The sequence below is a fragment of the Hephaestia sp. MAHUQ-44 genome, from assembly GCF_023806085.1.
Taxonomy (GTDB): Bacteria; Pseudomonadota; Alphaproteobacteria; order Sphingomonadales; family Sphingomonadaceae; genus Sphingomonas.
The window spans coordinates 84174-102016 of the sequence record NZ_JAMSLX010000006.1; the positions used below are offsets into that span (position 1 = coordinate 84174).

Here is a 17843-nt window from a genome sequence, read left to right on the forward strand (position 1 = left end):
GGGGCCTCCTTTGCTGTTCGGCACCAGAGTGTCACCGACATGCAACACTAATACGGTTTCGCAAGCGTAATGTCTTGTGTTCACACCGTTTCGCCGCAAGTAGCGGAACCTAATTGCGATAGAAAAGTTTGCAAGCGGTGTGCCTTCCGGCGGTCGACCGCGCGGTTCAGCCGCCGGGCATCGGCCCCGTGAGCAGCGCCGGATCGAGTCGGGCGTCGCGCCATTTGAGGCCCCAATGGAGATGCGGCCCGGTCGCGCGACCACTGGCGCCCGAGCGCGCGATCACCTGCCCCTGGCGGACGCGATCGCCCACCTTCACGGTGATTGCCGACAGATGCAGGAACGCGCTGTTGAGCCCCATGCCGTGGTCGATCATCAGCAAATAGCCTTCGAGCGTGAAGGGCTGATCGGTGGCGAGGATCACCACGCCGTCGGCGGGGGCGACGATCGGCGTGCCGCTGGGCACCGCGACATCGGTGCCCGAATGGTACGCGCCCTTCTCGCCGCCCTGGTAGATGCGCTGTGATCCGAAATTGGTCGAGATGCGCCCCGTCGCGGGCCAGATGAAGCGCTGCCGCCACCCGTCGCTCGCATGATCGGTCGCGCGCGCGGCGGCGATCTGCGCGAGTTCGGTCGGGCGCAGCCGCTGGAAGGTGGCGCTGGGCACGGGATATTTGGGCAGACTGCCCAGCCGCGAGATATCCCAGCCGCGCGGCGCCACCGTAAGCGCCTTGCTGACCCGGCGACCGTCCGACAGCGTCGCGACCAGCAGCGCGCTGGGGCCATGATCGCGATCGAAAGCGACCAGGAACGTGCGATCGGGCGCCATCGGGATCGCCGTGCCATCGAAGGTAAGGCTGGCGGTGCCCACCGGCGCGGTGCCGACCAGCGCCCCGCCCTGTTCGACCGCGCCCTCAATCTCGAAGGTGGCAGGCTGCAGCGGCACGAGTGCGGGCGGCGGCGGCGGGCTCGGTTTCGGCGGCGACATGGCTGCGGGCGGGCCGACGCAGCTCGCCAGCGCCGCGAGCGCGACGAGCGCGCCCGGCCGGACCGCGCGGATCATGCCGCGATGGCGGCCTGAGTCGCGATTTCGGCGGAGGCGTAGGGTTCCTGCTTCGCGACGCTCCAATAGCGCAGATCGTCGAGCGGGATCGCCGCGCCGGACACCGCGCAGACGACATGATCGCCCGGGCTCAGCACGCGAAAGCCGTTGGCCATATAATGGAGCCGGGCGGCGCGGGCGGTGTTCGACATCAACATGGACAATCCTCGGCTTGGCAATGCGCCCGCATGGTCACAGCAAAGACGGCTGGTCGGGCTTTGCTGCAGCATAGGATTTGGCGCCGCCGCGCTCAACCCGCGCGTCGACCGTGCCATCGGCGAAGTGCAACGTTACGGCGCCCGCTGCGCGCGCCGCGGTGGTCGAGCCGACGACCGCGTCGTTCACCCGCGCCGATACGCGGGCATAGCCGCGCTTGAGCGGGGCATCGGGATCGAGCGATTCGAGCAGCCGCCCGGTACGGTTCAACCGGTCGCGCGCGCTCGCCAGCCGTTGGTCGAGCATCGCAGGCCGCAGCGCGCCGGTGGTGCGATCGAGCTGGCCGCGCGCGCGCGTCAGCCGATGTTCGAGCCCGCGCGCGAGCCGCCCGGCCGCCTCGTCGAGCCGCTGGCGCTGCGGCCCGAGCAGCGCATCGCGCTTGGGCAGCAGCCGCACCAGCGCCTCGAGCCGCTCGCGCCCGCGCTCGGCATAACGCCGCGCGCAGCGTTCGGCACGCAAGCCCAGCGTGGTCAGCGTCGCCGCCAGGTCGGCGCGCACCGGCACCGCGAGTTCGGCAGCGGCAGTCGGGGTCGGCGCGCGCAGATCGGCGGCGTAATCCGAAAGGCCGGTATCGGTTTCGTGCCCGACCGCCGAGATGATCGGGATGCCGCACGCGGCGATCGCGCGCACCACGACTTCCTCGTTGAACGCCCACAGATCCTCGATCGAGCCGCCGCCGCGCCCGACGATCAGCAGATCGGGGCGCGGCACCGGGCCGCCCGCCTCCAGCGCATCGAACCCCCGGATCGCGCCGGCGATCTGCGCCGCCGCGCCGGGCCCCTGCACCTGCACCGGCCACAGCACGACGTGGCTCGGGCAGCGATCGTCGAGCCGGTGGAGGATGTCGCGGATCACCGCGCCGGTGGGCGAGGTGACGACGCCGATCACCTTGGGCAGGAACGGCAGCGGGCGGCGCGCGCGCGATTTGGCGAACAGCCCTTCGGCGTCGAGCTGTGCCTTCAGCTTCTCGAACAGCGCCATCAGCGCGCCTTCGCCCGCCAGCTCCATCGTCTCGATGACGATCTGGTATTTGGAGCGCCCCGGATAGGTCGTGACCCGGCCGGTGACGATCACCTCGATCCCGTCCTGCGGGGCGAACGCCAGCCGCGCGGCCTGCCCCTTCCACATCACGCCGTCGATCACCGCGCTCTCATCCTTGAGGCTGAGATAGGCGTGGCCCGAGGCGGCGCGTTTGTAGCCCGAGATCTCGCCGCGCAGCCGGACATGGCTGAATTCGCCCTCGACCAGCCGCTTGAGCGCGCCCGACAGCGCCGCCACGCTCATCGGCGCGGCGTTGTCCCCGGGCCGCTCGTCGGCTACGAGCCTTGCTGTCTCTTCGTCTCGGGAAAAATCGCTCATGAATGTCCTGTTGCTCGGCGCCGGTGGCCGCGAACATGCGCTTGCCTGGCGGCTGGCACAATCGCCGGGGCTCGAAAAGCTCTACGCCGCGCCCGGCAATCCGGGAATCGCGCAGCATGCCGACCTAGCCGCGATCGACCCCGCCGACCACCGCGGGGTGATCGATTTCTGCCTGCGTCATTCGATCGGGCTGGTCGTGATCGGCCCCGAGGCGCCGCTGGTCGATGGCCTGGCCGACAATATCCGCACGATGGGGATCGCGGTGTTCGGCCCCGGCCGCGATGCCGCGCGGCTCGAAGGATCGAAGGGCTTCACCAAGGAATTGTGCGCGCGCGAGGGCATTCCCACCGCGCGGTTCGAGCGCGTCACGTCGCGTGACGGCGCGCGCGCGGCGCTCGACGATTTCGCGCTGCCGGTGGTCATCAAGGCCGACGGGCTCGCCGCGGGCAAGGGCGTGACGATCGCCGAGACCCGCGAGGAGGCCGAGGCCGCGATCGACGCATTGATCGCGGGCGGCCGCGTCGGCGGCGAAGCGGTGATCGAGGAATTCCTCGAAGGCGAGGAAGCCAGCCTGTTCATCCTTACCGACGGCGTCACGGTGATGCCGTTCGGATCGGCGCAGGACCATAAACGCGTCGGCGAGGGCGATACCGGCCCCAATACCGGCGGGATGGGCGCGTACAGCCCCGCCCCGGTGCTGACCCCCGACCTCGAGGCGCGCGCAATCGAGGAGATCGTGCGGCCGACGCTCGCTGGAATGGTGCGGCAGGGCTGCCCGTTCACGGGCGTGCTCTATGCCGGGCTGATGCTGACCGCCGAGGGGCCCAAGCTGATCGAATATAATGCCCGCTTCGGCGATCCCGAGGCGCAGGTGCTGATGATGCGGCTCGAGGACGATCTGCTCGATCTGATGCTCGCGGCGGCCGAGGGCAGGCTGGCCGATCACCCCGCGCCGCGCTTCTCCGATCGGCACGCGATGACCGTGGTGATCGCCGCCGAGGGCTATCCCGGCACGCCCAGAAAGGACGGCGCGATCGCCGGGATCGACGCGGCCGAGGCGACCGGCGCGCGCGTTTTCCAGGCCGGCACGCGGGCCGCCGAGGACGGCGCGCTCGTCGCTGCGGGCGGGCGCGTGCTCGCGGTGACGGCGACCGGCGACACGCTGCAACAGGCGCGCGACGCGGCCTATGCGGGCGTCGATGCGATCGACTTTCCCGACGGCTTCTGCCGCCGCGACATCGGCTGGCGCGAACTCGAACGGCAGGGATGACGGCGCTCGATCGCCAGCGCGATGTTGCGCTTTCCCCACACCGTTCGTGCTGAGCCTGTCGAAGCACCGCCCTTCTTGCGACGCCGTAAAAAAGAAAGAACGGCCCTTCGACAAGCTCAGGGCGAACGGAAAGCGTGCGTCTCGCTATCTCCATCGCCGTGATGATCGAAGGTCAGCCGTTCACCCCGGCAGCCTGGCCTTGGGGAAATCGGCCCAGGCGGCGTCGTAATCGGGTTGGGCGCGATCGAGCGCAAAGCGCGTCGGTGCGTAGGGCCAGCAGCTTTCGACCATGAATGCCATCGTGCCCTCGATCTTGTGCGGCGCAAGATCGGCCTCGCTCGCCGCGCGCCAGCTCGCGACATCGGGGCCATGGCCCGACATCATATTGTGGAGCGATATCCCGCCCGGCGCGAAGCCTTCGGCCTTGGCATCATAGGCGCCACGGATCAGTCCCATCGCCTCCGACATCACATTGCGGTGGAACCACGGCGGGCGGAAGCTGTGTTCGGCAACCATCCAGCGCGGCGGGAAGATCACGAAATCGGCATTGGCGCGCCCCGGCACGCCGCTGGGCGAGGTGAGAACGGTGAAGATCGACGGATCGGGATGATCGAAGCTGACGGTGTTGATCGTGTTGAACCGATCGAGATCGTAGCGCCACGGCGCGAGATTGCCGTGCCACGCGACCACATCGAGCGGCGAATGATCGAGCGTCGTGGTCCACAAGCGCCCGAGGAATTTCTGGATCACCTCGGTGGGCGCGTCGCGATCCTCGAACCACGCGACCGGGGTTTCGAAATCGCGCGGATTGGCCAACCCGTTGGCGCCGATCGGCCCGAGATCGGGGAGGCGGAACAGGCTGCCGTAATTCTCGGCGACATAGCCGCGCGCCGCGCCATCGGGGAGCAAGGCGCGAAAGCGCACCCCGCGCGGGATCAGCGCGATCTGGCCGGGGGCGACCGCGATCCGGCCAAGCTCGGTCAGCAATTCGAGCCGGCCGTGCTCGGGGATGAACAGCAATTCGCCGTCGGCATCGACGAACACGCGTGCCGTCATGTCGCGGGTCGCGGCATAGACGTGGAGCGCGACGCCCTCGAGGCTGGCGGGGTCGCGATTGGCCATCATCGTCGTCATGCCGTCGATCAGATCGACGCCGCCTTCGGGCAGTGCCAGCGGGTCCCAGCGCAGGCGATTGGGCGCGAGCGGCGTGTCGATCGTGCCGGGCGCGAAATCGGGGGCGCCGGTATAGCGCGTGTATGGCGGATGCTCGGCGGTCGGACGCATCCGATAGAGCCATGAGCGGCGGTTCTCATGGCGCGGCGCGGTGAAGGCGGTGCCCGACAATTGCTCGGTATAGAGGCCGAACGCGGGGCGCTGCGGCGCGTTCTGCCCGATCGGCAGCGCGCCGGCCACCGCCTCGGTCGAGATATGGTTGCCGAAGCCGGGGATATAGTCGCTCATCACTTGCTCCCTAGGCCCCGCACAAAACCGTCCGTCACCCCGGACTTGTTCCGGGGTCCAACGTGCCTCAAGCGCGGGCGCTCGTGGAAGGTTGGATGCCGGAACAGGTCCGGCATGACGAGGAATGGCATCATTGGGACGTTCCTCAAAGGGGACACGATTCACCCGTCGACCGAGACCACCCCGCGCCGGATCTGATCGAGTTCGATACTCTCGAACAGCGCCTGAAAATTGCCGTTGCCAAAGCCTTCATTGCCCTTGCGCTGGATGATCTCGAAGAAGATCGGGCCGATCATATTTTCGGTGAAGATCTGGAGCAGAATGCCCTCGTCGCCGACATTGCCGTCGATCAGGATGCGGTTCTTGCGCAGCCGTTCGAGATCCTCGCCGTGCCCGGGGACGCGCTTGTCGACCAGTTCGTAATAGGTCTCGATCGTGTCCTGCAATTTTACCCCGCGCGCGCGCAGCTTCTCGACCGTCGTGTAGATATCGGCGGTGGTGAGCGCGAGATGCTGGATACCCTCGCCCTTGTAATCGCGCAGGAATTCCTCGATCTGCGAATTCTCGTCCTGGCTTTCGTTCAGCGGGATACGGATCGCGCCGTCGGGGGCGATCATCGCCTGGCTGAACAGCCCCGTCGCCTTACCCTTGATGTCGAAATATTTCTGTTCCTCGAAGCCGAACAATTTGGCGTAAAAGCTCGACCAGGTGCGCATCTCGCCGCGCCGCACATTGTGCGTCAGGTGATCGAGCAATTCGAGCCCGACCGCATTCTCGGCTTCGGCCTCCTGCCAGCCGAGCACTTCGTGCCAATCGGCGTACAGATCCGCCCCCGCCTTCACCAGATAGAGATACGAACCGCCGATCCCCTCGATCGCGCACGCCCCATCGCCGAGAATGCCGCGCCCGGCATCGACCGCGGTCGCGCCTGCCGCGATCGCATGGGCATAGGCTGCCTGGGGATCGGCGACGCGAAACGCCATGCTGGTCGCCGAGGGGCCGTGCTCGGCACGGAAATCGGCCGCGTGGCCGCTCTGCTCGCGGTTGAGCAGCAGATTGATATGGCCCTGTTTGTAGCGGACGACATTTTTGGTGGGGTGTTTGTGGCTGACGACGAAGCCCAGCGCCTCGAATTGCTGCGCGAGCGTATCGGGATCGGGCGAGGTGAATTCGCAGAATTCGAAGCCGTCGAGGCCGAGCGGATTGGCAGGGGGGGTCATGGATCGCTTCCCGAAAAATAGTATCTGTTGATACTAATTCTCGGCGATTGATAAATGAGTGTCAACCGCTAGGGTCGCCGCCATGTCTCTCAAAGGCGGCAGCCGGGCGCTCGCCCTCGATCATTTCATCCCCTATCGGATGTCGTTCACCTCGAATCTGGTGAGCGACCTGATCGCGCGCACCTATGATGCGCTGTTCGGGCTCACGATCCCCGAATGGCGGCTGGTCGCGGTGATCGCCGAAACCGGCGGGATCACGCAGGGCGAGATTTGCCAGCGCACGCGGATGGACAAGGTGACGGTGAGCCGCGCCGCGATCGCGCTCGTCAACCGTGGGCTGCTCGACCGGCTCGCCAACGAAGGCGACCGCCGCTCGCATCATCTCGTGCTGACCGAAGCGGGGCGCACGCTCCACGCCACGATTGCCCCCAAGGCGCTCGGGATCGAGCAACGGATCTTCGCGCATTTCGCGCCCGAGGAGAGCGAGCGCTTCGTCGCGATGCTGCGGCGGATCGACGCCATCGCGCTCGAACTCGCCGAGGAAGAGGAACAGCGCAAGGCCCGCGAGGCGGCGACCGCCTGACCGGCTGCCGCCCGCGCGGGCCGGGGCCTTTATCCCAATTTGCCGAAGGTCGCCTCGAACGCGGCGCGATCGCCCGCGGCGAGCAGGCGCGCCTGTTCGAGCCAGCGGTCGCGCTTCATCCGCCCGGTGAAATTGCCCAGCCGCGCATCGAGCGCGGTCGCCTCCGCCTCGGACAGCGCCGCGAGTTGATCGACGCGGGTGATGCCGTGCTCGGCCAGCCGCTCGGCAACCTTGGGGCCAAGCCCCTTGATCGTCGTCACCGGCACCGCCGCCAGATCCTCGGCTGGCGCAGCGGCGGGCTCTGGCGCTGGTGCCGGTGCAGGTGCTGGCGCGGGAACGGGCTTCGGCTCGGGCGTCGCAACCGACGCAGGTTCGGGTTCGGGCTCGGGTTCGACCTCGGCAGCCGGCACGACCCGCCCATCGGCGGCTTGCGCGGCGGGGTTGGCCGCCAGCGGCGCGCTTGCCGGGATCGGTTCGTCGGCCCCGAGCGGGGGTGGCGGGGGCGCCACTGGCGGCACCGCGCGGACGCGGGGCGTCTCCGCGACCGACGGCGGCGCGGCGGCGGCCTCGCGGCGCGCATGGGCTTCTTCCTGCGCGCGACGCTCGGCACGGCGGCGCTTCGCCCCCAGCCAGATGGCGACCGCCACCAGCAGCACGAGCACGAACACGGCGACCAGCACGAATTGCGTCGCGGTGATCGCGCCGATCGCGTCAGGCGCGCCGATACCGTTATCCATGACCGATCCCGTCTTTGGTGTGTGAAACGCCCGAGCATAGCCGCGTGTGGGCGCGCGTGCCAACCCAATCGGCGGATTTCAGCGCCGCCGCATCCGATTTCGCGCCGACGCGCGGCGCCGGGTCAGCGCGCCCCCGCAAGCGGGGCGAAGCGCGCGACCTGCCGCCCGATCAGCACCAATTGCTCGTGCACCGCCGGATCGCTGCACACGCCGTCATCGCCGAACGAGGTCGCGCGCACGTTGATCGCGGCGGCGAACGGCGTCGGCCACCCGCGCAGCGCATGGACGATCGAGCGCAACGCCGCGATCGTGCTGCCGGTCGCCTGCCAGCCGTGCGCGGTGGTGATCAGCCCGACCGGCATGTCGGCGAGATAGGGGCGTTCGTCGCGCGCGGTTTCCTGAAGCAGATCGAGCGCGTTCTTGACCACGCCCGAGATGCTGCCGTGATAGCCGGGGCTGGCGATGATCATCGCCGAGGCATCGCGCACCGCATCGACGAACGCGCGCTCGTCGTCGGTCCGCGTCGTTGCGCGCGGGTTGTAGAGCGGCAACCGCGCCATATCCTCACCGCCGAACATCCGGGTGCGAAACCCCTCCTCAGCCGCCGCGTCGAGCGCGATCGCCAGCGCGCGCTCGGTCGAGGAAGTCCCGCCGATCACCCCGCCGATGCCGACGACGAGCGGGCGGGTGGAGGCGGTATGATCGGGCATCATGGTCCTTCGGGTGCGCAGCGACGGCGACCGCGATAGCCCGCCCGGCGCCGCGCCTCAATGGCGGCGATCCCCAGCCGCCGCGATTTCGGTGGCGCGGCCGTCGCGATGCTGTACAGGATCGGCTTTCAGGCCGATACGCGGATTGCAAACGCTGTTTTAGCATAGTAATACAGCTATCCGCCTGATGGTGGGGACTGTACCGACCCGACATGCGCGACGATCCTTATCCGCCCTATCCCCGACGCCCCGGCGAGGCGCTTGAAGCCGATCGCGAGGCCGATCCCGCCGCGTTTGCCGATCCCGATTTCTGGCCGTTCGACGCCGATGTCGATGACGCCGCGGACGATATCGCCGCGCGCCCGCGCCGTATCCGCTGGGGCCGGTGGATCATGCGTGGGCTGGGCGTCGGCATCATCGTGCTCGTGCTGCTGATCGCCTGGCTCGCGATCACCGCGCCGCTTTCCAAATCGCTCGAACCGCCCACCCCGCCCTCGATCACGCTGCTGGCGGAGGACGGCACCCCGATCGCACGGCGCGGGTCGATCATCGGCGACCCGGTCGATGCCGAGGCCTTGCCGCCGCACGTCAGCGAGGCCTTTCTTGCGATCGAGGACCGGCGCTTCTACAGCCATTGGGGGATCGACCCGCGCGGCATCGCGCGCGCGGCGATCCACAATTTCATGGCTGGCGGCGTGGTCGAGGGCGGCAGCACGATCACCCAGCAGCTCGCCAAGAACGCCTTTCTCGATTCGGATCGCAACGCCGGGCGCAAGCTGCGCGAGGCGCTGATCTCGTTCTGGCTCGAGGCGTGGCTGACCAAGAACGAGATCCTGTCGCGCTATCTGTCGAACGTCTATTTCGGCGACAATGTCTACGGGCTCGACGCCGCCGCGCACCATTATTTCAGCCGCGACGCCAAGGATCTGACGATCGCGCAGGCGGCGATGCTCGCGGGGCTGGTCAAGGCGCCGTCGCGGCTGGCCCCCACCGGCAACCTCGCCGGCGCGCGCGCGCGGCAGAAACTGGTGGTGGGCGCGATGGAGGCCGCCGGGTTCATCACCCCTGCCGAGGCGCAGGCCGCGAGGCCCGCGGTGCTCAGCGTCGAAAAGACCCCCCAGCTTCCCAACGGCACCTATTTCGCCGATTGGGTGCTGCCCGCCGCGCGCGACAATGCCGGCGAGGTCCGCGCCGAGATGACGGTGCGCACCACGCTCGACATGCGGCTGCAACGCGCCGCCGAACGCGCGGTGCGCCGCGCCGGGCTGCGCCAGGCGCAGGTCGCGCTGGTGGCGATGAAGCCCGACGGCAGCGTGGTCGCGATGGTCGGCGGCAAATCCTATGCCGACAGCCCGTTCAACCGCGCCACGCAGGCGCGCCGCCAGCCGGGATCGACCTTCAAGCTATTCGTCTACCTCGCCGCGCTGCGTTACGGGATGACGCCCGATAGCTTGGTCGCCGACGAGCCGATCACGATCGCCGACTGGTCGCCCAAGAACGACAACGGCAAATATCGCGGCGAGATTCCCTTGCGCACCGCGTTCGCGATCTCCTCCAACGTCGCCGCCGCGCGGCTGACGCAGGACGTGGGCGTCAGGAACGTGATCCGCGCGGCGCGCGATCTCGGTATCTCGACCCCGATCCCCAACGAGGCGACGATCGCGCTCGGCACCGCCAATGTCTCGGTGCTCGAACTGACCTCGGCGTTCGCCGCGATCGCCGCGGGCGCCTATCCGGTATCGGCGCGCGGCATCGCCGATACGCGGGCGAAGGGCTGGATCGAACGGCTGACCGGCGGGCAGAGCGAGCTGCCCGAAAAAACCCGGCGCCAGATGCTTACATTGCTGCGAGCCTCGGTCGATCACGGTACCAGCCGCAACGCGCAGCTCGCGGTCGACACCTTCGGCAAGACGGGCACCACGCAGGACAATCGCGATGCCTGGTTCGTGGGCTTTGCCGACGGGCTCGTCACCGGCGTGTGGGTGGGCAATGACGATAATTCGCCCAATCCGGGGCTGCATGGCGGCGGCGTGCCGGCGGGCATCTGGCGCGACTTCATGGGCGACGCGCTTGGCGTCGGCCGGCCGGCCGCACCCCCCGCGCCGGTGCTCGCCGAGGAAGAGCAAGACCCGGTCGGCAATCTGATCGACGCGACGATCGATCTCGTGCCGCCTACCGCGCAAATTCAGGGCCAGATCGGCGACGTCGGGCTCAACCTTTCGATCGGCGGGGACGGGCGGATCGAGCTGACGCCCACCCCGCCCCCGCCGCCACCGGTGCGCGACCGCGCGCGGCGGCCCGAGGAAGGCACGGGGCCAGCACAATAATTTTCGGGCGTCCGTCCCCGGTGCACGTGGCGACCGGTTGACGCGCGCGCCGCGTGGCCGCACATCCCCGGCCATGCGTTTCTTCTCCGACAACGCCGCCCCCGTCTGCCCGCCGGTGCTCGCCGCGATGGCGGCGGCCAACACGCTCGACACCGCCTATGACGGCGACCGCTGGAGCGCGCAGCTCGACGACCGCTTTTCGGCGCTGTTCGACACCCAGGTCCGCGCCTTGTGGGTGCCCAGCGGTACCGCGGCCAATTGCCTCGCGCTCGCGGCGTTGTGCCCGCCGCACGGCAGCGTCATCTGCCACCGCGACGCGCATATCGAGAATGACGAATGCGGCGCGCCCGAATTCTACACCCACGGCGCCAAGCTGCGGCTCGCCGATGGCCCCGGCGCCAAGCTGACCCCCGCGACGATCAAGGCCGCGCTCGATGGCGTGCGCGACGACGTTCATCAGGCGCAGCCGCACGCCGTCTCGATCACCAACGCGACCGAATACGGGCTGGCCTATACTCCCGCCGAGGTCGCTGCGATCGGCGCGCTGTGCACCCGGCACGGGCTCGGGCTGCACATGGATGGCGCGCGTTTTGCGAACGCGCTCGCGCATCTCGGCTGCACGCCCGCCGAGCTGACGTGGCGCGCGGGCGTTACGGCCTTGTCGTTCGGCTTCGTCAAGAATGGCGGCATGTCGGCCGAGGCGCTGATCTTCTTCGATACCGCGCTCGCCGAAGCGACGCTCTATCGCCGCAAGCGCGCGGGGCTGCTCTTATCGAAGGGTCGCTATCTCGCCGCGCAGATCCTCGCGATGCTCGATGGCGATGTGTGGCGCGCCAATGCCGCCGCCGCCAATGCCGGCGCGGCACTGCTCGCCGCCGCCGCGCCCGATCGCCTCGTCTATCCGGTCGAGGCCAATGAGGTGTTCCTGCGGATGACCCCCGCCGAGGCCGCCAGCCTGCGCGCGCTGGGGTTCGATTTCTACGATTGGGCGCCGGGCGAGGTGCGGCTGGTGGTGTCGTGGGACCAGAGCGACGCCGCGATCCGGCCGCTGGCGCAGGCGATCACCGCGCTCGGCCCATCACCCCAGCTTGTGACCGCATAAGGAGAAGGGTGGTTCGCGAAAGCGACACGACACCCTACATCCCATCCTCCCGACCGGTGCACCGCGCCCCGCGGGCCGAGCAAAGGAAAATCAGTGTTCCGCCTGGATCGAACCGATCGCGAACCGGTGCCGCCCGCCCCCACCCCCACGCCGGCAGCCCCCGCACGTCCCCAATCGACCCGGCTCGCGATCCTGATTCCGTTCGGCATCGTCACGCTTTTGTGGGGCGCGACGTGGATCGTGATCGCCGATCAGCTCGCGGTCGTGCCGGCGAGTTGGTCGGTCACCTATCGCTTTATCGCTGCCGGGCTGACGATGCTGGTCTGGGCGCTGATCCGCGGCGAACGGTTCGATTTCGATGCGCGCGGCTGGGGTTTCGCGATCGCGCTGGCGCTCAGCCAGTTCTGCATCAACTACAATTTCGTCTACCGCGCCGAGGAGCATATCACCTCGGGGCTGGTCGCGGTGCTGTTCGCGCTGCTGATCGTCCCCAATGCGATCATGGGCCGGGTGTTTCTCGGCCAACGGCTGGGGCGCCAATTGCTGATCGGATCGGGGATCGCGATGGCGGGGGTCACGCTGCTGTTCCTCCACGAAGCCCGCGTCGATCCCAGCGGGGTCGACGAAGCGCTGATCGGGATCGGCTTCACCATGGTGGCGCTGTTCGGCGCCTCGGTCGCCAACGTGCTGCAGGCGACCGAAACCGCGCGTGCCTATCCGATGGTGGCGATGCTCGCGATGGCGATGCTGATCGGCGCGGCGCTGGACGGCGCGCTGGCGTGGACGATGGCGGGGCCGCCGGTGATCGAGCTGCGGCTCGGCTATATCGTGGGCATCCTCTATCTCGGCGTGCTCGCGACCGCGTTCGCCTTCAAGCTCTATTTCGGCATCATCCGCGTGATCGGTCCCGTCAAGGCGGCCTATTCGAGCGTGCTCATCCCGGTGATCGCGATGCTGTTCTCAACCGCCTTCGAGGGCTATCGCTGGACCCCGCTCGCGCTCGGCGGCGGCGTACTGACGCTGATCGGGCTGGTGGTCGCGTTGAGAGCGCGCAGGCCCGCACGGTAATCGACAAAGACGGGCGCCCAGCCGAGCACGCGTTTCGCCTTGCCCGTCGCGACGCGGCGGTTCTCGGCATAGAAACCCCGCGCCGCCGGCGACAATCGGTCGAGCGGAACGACATCGGGCGGCGCGACGCCGAGCAACCGCGCGGCGAAGGCCAACACATCGTTTTGCGGCGCGGGCAGATCGTCGGCGAGGTTATAGGCGCCCGCCGGCGCATCGACCCCCGCGATCACACCGCGCGCGATGTCCTCGACATGGATGCGGCTGAACACCTGGCCGGGCGCGTCCACGCGATGCGCTGTGCCTGCACGCACCCGATCGAGCGGCGACCGGCCGGGGCCGTAAATGCCCGGCAGCCGGAACACGCGCGCACCCAGCGCGAGCCACGCCGCATCGGCCTCGGCCCGCGCGCTGCGTCGTCCGGTGCCGATGGCCGCACTCTCGTCGACCCATGCGCCGCCGGCATCGCCGTACACGCCGGTCGAGGAAAGATAGCCGCACCAGCCGCGATGCGCGTGCAGCGCGGCACCATAAAGGAGGAGCACCGGATCACCGCCCCCCGCAGGCGGCACCGACGACAGCAGATGCGTCGCCGCCGCGATCTCGGCACGCACGCGATCCTCATCCCCGAACGCGATCGTATCGCCGCGCCCATCGCGCGTCGTGCCGATCACCTGCCAGCCCCGTGCGCGCAGCCGCGCGGCGAGGTGGGCGGCGGTATAGCCGAAGCCGAAGATCATAAGGCGAGGCATGCCACGCTCCTACCCCGTTTGCCCCGGGCTTGTCGAAACGCGTGCGCGGTGCCCACCAAAAAGGATGGCGCCCGGCAGGCGTCACCATGTAGGTAACCATGATGCTCGACACCCAGAACACGCCCGCTTTGCCCGCCGTCACCCGCCGCGAGGCCTATCAGCCGCCCGATTGGCACGTCCCTGAACTGGCCCTCGATTTCGATCTCGACGCGGCCGAAACGCGTGTGCGCGCTACGCTGACGGTGACGCGCGCGGGCGCGCACGATCGCCCGCTGAAGCTCGACGGCGCCGGGCAGGTGCCGCTGTCGGTGACGGTCGATGGCGTCGCGATCAACGATTGGCGGCTCGACGGCGCGACGCTGGTCGTCCCGCTGGAGGGAGACGCCCACACGATCGAAACCGAGGTCGTGATCGCGCCCGCGCGCAACACGCAATTGATGGGGCTCTATGCGAGCGGAGGGCTGCTGTGCACGCAATGCGAGGCCGAAGGTTTCCGCCGCATCACCTATTTCCCCGATCGGCCCGACGTGCTCGCACGCTACACGGTGCGGATGACGGCGGACAAGGCGCGCTATCCGGTGCTGCTCGCCAATGGCGATCCGATCGCCTCGGGCGATCTGGAGGACGGCCGGCACTGGGCCGAATGGCACGATCCCTTCCCCAAGCCATCGTATCTGTTCGCGCTGGTGGCGGGCGATCTCGTGCCCAACCGCGCCACCTTCACCACGCAGTCGGGCCGCGAGGTCGCGCTCGCGATCTGGGTGCGCGAGGCCGATCTGCCCAAGACCGGCCATGCGCTCGACGCGCTCCAGGCCGCGATGGCGTGGGACGAAGCCGTCTATGGCCGCAACTATGATCTCGACGCCTTCAACATCGTCGCGGTCGACGATTTCAACTTCGGCGCGATGGAGAACAAGGGTCTCAACATCTTCAACTCGCGCTACATCCTCGCCGATCCCGATACCGCGACCGACCAGGATTACGATGCGATCGCGGGCGTCGTCGCGCACGAATATTTTCACAATTGGTCGGGCAACCGCGTCACCTGCCGCGACTGGTTCCAGCTCTCGCTGAAGGAAGGCTTCACCGTCTATCGCGACCAGAGCTTCTCGGCCGATCAGGGCTCGGCGGCGGTCAAGCGGATCGAGGATGTGCGCGTGTTGCGCGCGGCGCAATTCCCCGAGGATGCAGGGCCGCTCGCGCACCCGATCCGCCCCGACGCCTATCTTGAGATCGCCAATTTCTACACCGCGACGATCTACAACAAGGGCGCCGAAGTCATCCGCATGATGGCGACGATCCTCGGCCCCGAGCGCTTTCGCGCCGCGACCGATCTCTATTTCGACCGGTTCGACGGCACCGCGGCGACCTGCGACGATTTCGTCGATTGCATGGAGCAGGCGGGCGGTGTCGATCTCGCGCAATTCCGGCTCTGGTACCGTCAGGCAGGCACCCCGCGGGTCGTCGCCGAGCTTGCCCCTGCGCCCGACGGCGGTCGCGCGACGCTCGCCTTGCAGCAGCACGTCCCCGCGACCCCCGGCCAGCCCGACAAACAGGCGATGGTGCTACCGCTCCGGCTCCGGCTGTTCGGCGCCGAGACCGGCCAGCCGCTCACCGACGAACGGTTGATCCTGCTCGATTCACCCGCCGCGGAGATCGTGTTCGAGGCGCTTGCCGAGCGCCCTGTCCTGTCGATCAACCGCGGTTTCTCCGCCCCCGTCATCGTCGAATCGAGCCGCAGTGCCGCCGATCTCGCGTTGCTGTCGGCGCATGATGACGATCCGTTCGCACGCTACGAAGCGATGCAGCAACTCATGCTCGACACGCTGGTCGCCGCCGTGCGCCACGGCCGCGCCGATCACGACTCGGTGATCGCGGCGGTCCGCCAGACGCTGGCCGATGCCACGCTTGAGCCCGCCTTTGTCGGCGAGGCGGTGTTGCTGCCGTCGGAAAATTTCATCGGCGACCAGCTTGCGGTCGTCGATCCCGAGGCGGTGTTCCGCGCGCGCGCCGCGCTGCGCCGCGATCTCGGCACCGCGCTCGAGCCGCTGTGGCGCGCGGCCTATGCCGACCATGCCGCCGCACATTATGTCTACACCCCCGCCGCCAAGGGCCGCCGCCGGCTGCGCAACGTCGCGCTCGATTATATCGCCGCCGCCGATCCGCAGGCGGGCGCCGCGCTCGCCTTCGCGCAGTTCGAGGGGACCGACAATATGACCGACCGGCAGGCCGCGCTGACGACGCTTGCGGGTGGCACGTCGGACGCGCGCGTCGCCGCGCTCGACATCTTCTACAACCGCTATTCTCAGAACGCGCTGGTGCTCGACAAATGGTTTTCGACCCAGGCGCTGTCGACGCGCGACGACACCGTGGCGATGGTCGAGGATCTGGCGCGCCACCCCGATTTCACCCTCGCCAATCCCAATCGCGCGCGCGCGCTGCTCGGCGCGTTCGCAGTCAACCAACGGGCGTTCCACCATGGTTCGGGGCGCGGCTATCGCTTCATCGCCGACCAGTTGATCGCGCTCGACAAGCTCAACCCGCAGACCGGAGCCCGGCTGCTCCCCCCGCTCGGCCGCTGGCGGCGTGTCGACGAGCCCCGCGCCCAATTGATGCGCGCCGAGCTCGAACGGATCATCGCGACGCCGGGCCTGTCGAAGGATGTGCTGGAACAGGCAGTGAAGAGCCTCGACACCTGAGACGGTTTCCGCCCGCGCCAGCGGTGACCGCAAAGGCCGTGATCAACGCATAGCCGACCAGCGGAACGGCGAAAGCAAGGCCCAGCCCCGCCGTGTCGGCCATCATCCCGACGAGGATCGGCAACACCGCGCCGGCCGATGTCGCGAGAAACAACAACCCCGACACCGATGATCGCGACACGGCGGCGCGTTCGAGCGTCAACGAGAAGATCGTTGGAAACATGATCGAATTGAAGAGCCCGATCGCAAGTGCGGCATATCCGGCGATCGGCCCCGTCGCGAGGACCACGAGCCCGCACAGGCCGGCCGCCGCCAGCCCGCAGCCCGCGAGCAGCCGCGCGGCGGGCACCCGCGTGAGCGCATAGCTGCCGACGAAGCGCCCCACGAGCGCGCCGCCCCAATAGAAATAGGCAAGGTAGCGCGCGCCTTGCGCAAACGGCAGGCCCAGCGTGGACGATTGGCCGAGGAAGTTGATCATGATGCCGCCAACCGATACTTCCGCGCCGACATAAAGGCCGATCGTGATCGCGCCGAACACCGCCCAGCGCGATTTGAACGCCCCCAGAACCGACCCTTCGGATCGTGCGACGCCGCCGCCGGTTATCGCCATCTCGATCCTGTGCCGCTGGCACCAGATGAAGATGAACAGCACCGCCAGCGCCATCGCGATGAAGGCATAAGCCTCGACGATATCGCCAAGCCCGCGCGCACGGCTGGCGGCATCGAACGTCCCCGGTTGCGTATGGCGTGCCGCTTCCCGGCCGAGCAACAGCCGCGCGCCGTAATTGGCGCCCACGACGACCCCCAGCGAATTGAGCGCCTGCGCGAGCGTGAGCCGGAAATGGCTCGATTCGGCGCTGCCGAGCGCGGCGGCGAGCGGATTGCTCGCGACCTGAAGCACGGTAATCCCGATCGCAAGCACGAAAAGTGCCGCGAGGATGGGGATATAGGCATCCGCCACCGCCGCCGGCCACAGCAGCAGGCAGCCCGCGATCATCGTCACCAGCGCCGCCAGAACGGTGTTGACCGGCCCGATCCGGTTGCTGATCGCCGCCGCCGGCAGCGACATCAGCCCGAACGCCACCGAAAAGACGATCTGCGTGACGAAGGCCTCGGTATAGCTGAGGTCAAAAATCAGGCGCAGCGATACCAGCAGCGGATCGTTGTTCGACGAAATGAACCCCCACGCAAAGAACAGCGTGGTGACCGTCGCAAACGCCGCCATGTTGCGCCGGCGCAT

General features: G+C 68.4%; 15 protein-coding genes. 6 read left to right on the plus strand and 9 right to left on the minus strand.

The annotated features are described in order from the left end of the window. Window positions 1-166 precede the first annotated feature (166 nt). From NFE57_RS08440 to xseA, 3 genes are read right to left on the minus strand one after another with little or no spacing between them, the layout of a single operon-like run. Entirely contained in the window at window positions 167-1063 is an 897-nt protein-coding gene (locus NFE57_RS08440; RefSeq protein WP_252135132.1) for a M23 family metallopeptidase, read from the minus strand. Further along, window positions 1060-1260: a DUF2093 domain-containing protein gene (locus NFE57_RS08445; RefSeq protein WP_119035761.1), complete on the minus strand. Its 201-nt coding sequence runs from the start codon at window positions 1258-1260 to the stop codon at window positions 1060-1062. The genes NFE57_RS08440 and NFE57_RS08445 overlap by 4 nt, the downstream gene beginning before the upstream one ends. A gap of 34 nt (window positions 1261-1294) precedes the next feature. Beyond that, window positions 1295-2677 carry an exodeoxyribonuclease VII large subunit gene (xseA, locus tag NFE57_RS08450; RefSeq protein ID WP_353653889.1) on the minus strand — a complete coding sequence of 461 codons (1383 nt, stop codon included), beginning with the start codon at window positions 2675-2677 and terminating at the stop codon, window positions 1295-1297. On the opposite strand from xseA, the gene purD reads away from it, so the two are divergent. Then, on the plus strand, window positions 2676-3947 hold the full coding sequence (purD, locus tag NFE57_RS08455) for a phosphoribosylamine--glycine ligase (protein WP_252135134.1): 1272 nt from the start codon (window positions 2676-2678) through the stop codon (window positions 3945-3947). The two genes, xseA and purD, sit on opposite strands and share 2 nt — an antisense overlap. A 180-nt stretch (window positions 3948-4127) precedes the next feature. Here the strand turns inward: purD and hmgA are convergent, their stop codons facing one another. Both hmgA and hppD read right to left on the minus strand, forming a co-directional pair. Further along, window positions 4128-5408 (minus strand): homogentisate 1,2-dioxygenase, encoded by a 1281-nt coding sequence (gene hmgA, locus NFE57_RS08460; protein ID WP_252135135.1) that lies wholly within the window; start codon window positions 5406-5408, stop codon window positions 4128-4130. 161 nt (window positions 5409-5569) lie between these two features. Beyond that, window positions 5570-6628 carry a 4-hydroxyphenylpyruvate dioxygenase gene (hppD, locus tag NFE57_RS08465; RefSeq protein ID WP_252135136.1) on the minus strand — a complete coding sequence of 353 codons (1059 nt, stop codon included), beginning with the start codon at window positions 6626-6628 and terminating at the stop codon, window positions 5570-5572. 82 nt (window positions 6629-6710) lie between these two features. Between hppD and NFE57_RS08470 the strand changes: the two genes are divergently transcribed. After that, on the plus strand, window positions 6711-7211 hold the full coding sequence (locus NFE57_RS08470; protein ID WP_252135137.1) for a MarR family winged helix-turn-helix transcriptional regulator: 501 nt from the start codon (window positions 6711-6713) through the stop codon (window positions 7209-7211). A gap of 29 nt (window positions 7212-7240) precedes the next feature. Here NFE57_RS08470 and NFE57_RS08475 read toward each other — a convergent pair whose 3' ends face one another. Next, window positions 7241-7948: a helix-hairpin-helix domain-containing protein gene (locus NFE57_RS08475; protein ID WP_252135138.1), complete on the minus strand. Its 708-nt coding sequence runs from the start codon at window positions 7946-7948 to the stop codon at window positions 7241-7243. 122 nt (window positions 7949-8070) lie between these two features. Continuing rightward, window positions 8071-8658, minus strand: coding sequence for an NADPH-dependent FMN reductase (locus NFE57_RS08480; protein ID WP_252135139.1), 588 nt, complete (start codon window positions 8656-8658; stop codon window positions 8071-8073). Between the two features lie 212 nt (window positions 8659-8870). Between NFE57_RS08480 and NFE57_RS08485 the strand changes: the two genes are divergently transcribed. The 3 genes from NFE57_RS08485 to NFE57_RS08495 all read left to right on the plus strand — a co-directional run bounded on the left by NFE57_RS08485 (window position 8871) and on the right by NFE57_RS08495 (window position 13155). Next, the gene (locus NFE57_RS08485) at window positions 8871-10985 is read left to right on the plus strand and encodes a transglycosylase domain-containing protein (protein ID WP_252135140.1); all 2115 of its coding nucleotides are present in this window, start codon (window positions 8871-8873) and stop codon (window positions 10983-10985) included. 73 nt (window positions 10986-11058) lie between these two features. Continuing rightward, window positions 11059-12087, plus strand: a complete 1029-nt coding sequence (locus tag NFE57_RS08490) for a threonine aldolase family protein (RefSeq protein ID WP_252135141.1) — start codon at window positions 11059-11061, stop codon at window positions 12085-12087. Between the two features lie 126 nt (window positions 12088-12213). Continuing rightward, window positions 12214-13155 (plus strand): DMT family transporter, encoded by a 942-nt coding sequence (locus tag NFE57_RS08495; RefSeq protein ID WP_252135241.1) that lies wholly within the window; start codon window positions 12214-12216, stop codon window positions 13153-13155. Here NFE57_RS08495 and NFE57_RS08500 read toward each other — a convergent pair. Then, complete coding sequence (locus NFE57_RS08500) at window positions 13065-13904, minus strand: Rossmann-fold NAD(P)-binding domain-containing protein (protein WP_252135142.1); 840 nt, start codon at window positions 13902-13904, stop codon at window positions 13065-13067. The two genes, NFE57_RS08495 and NFE57_RS08500, sit on opposite strands and share 91 nt — an antisense overlap. A gap of 101 nt (window positions 13905-14005) precedes the next feature. On the opposite strand from NFE57_RS08500, the gene pepN reads away from it, so the two are divergent. Then, window positions 14006-16603, plus strand: coding sequence for an aminopeptidase N (gene pepN / locus NFE57_RS08505; protein WP_252135242.1), 2598 nt, complete (start codon window positions 14006-14008; stop codon window positions 16601-16603). On the opposite strand, the gene NFE57_RS08510 is transcribed toward pepN, so the two are convergent. Next, a complete protein-coding gene (locus tag NFE57_RS08510; protein WP_252135143.1) occupies window positions 16539-17843 on the minus strand; it encodes an MFS transporter in 1305 nt (434 codons plus the stop codon). The genes pepN and NFE57_RS08510 overlap by 65 nt on opposite strands.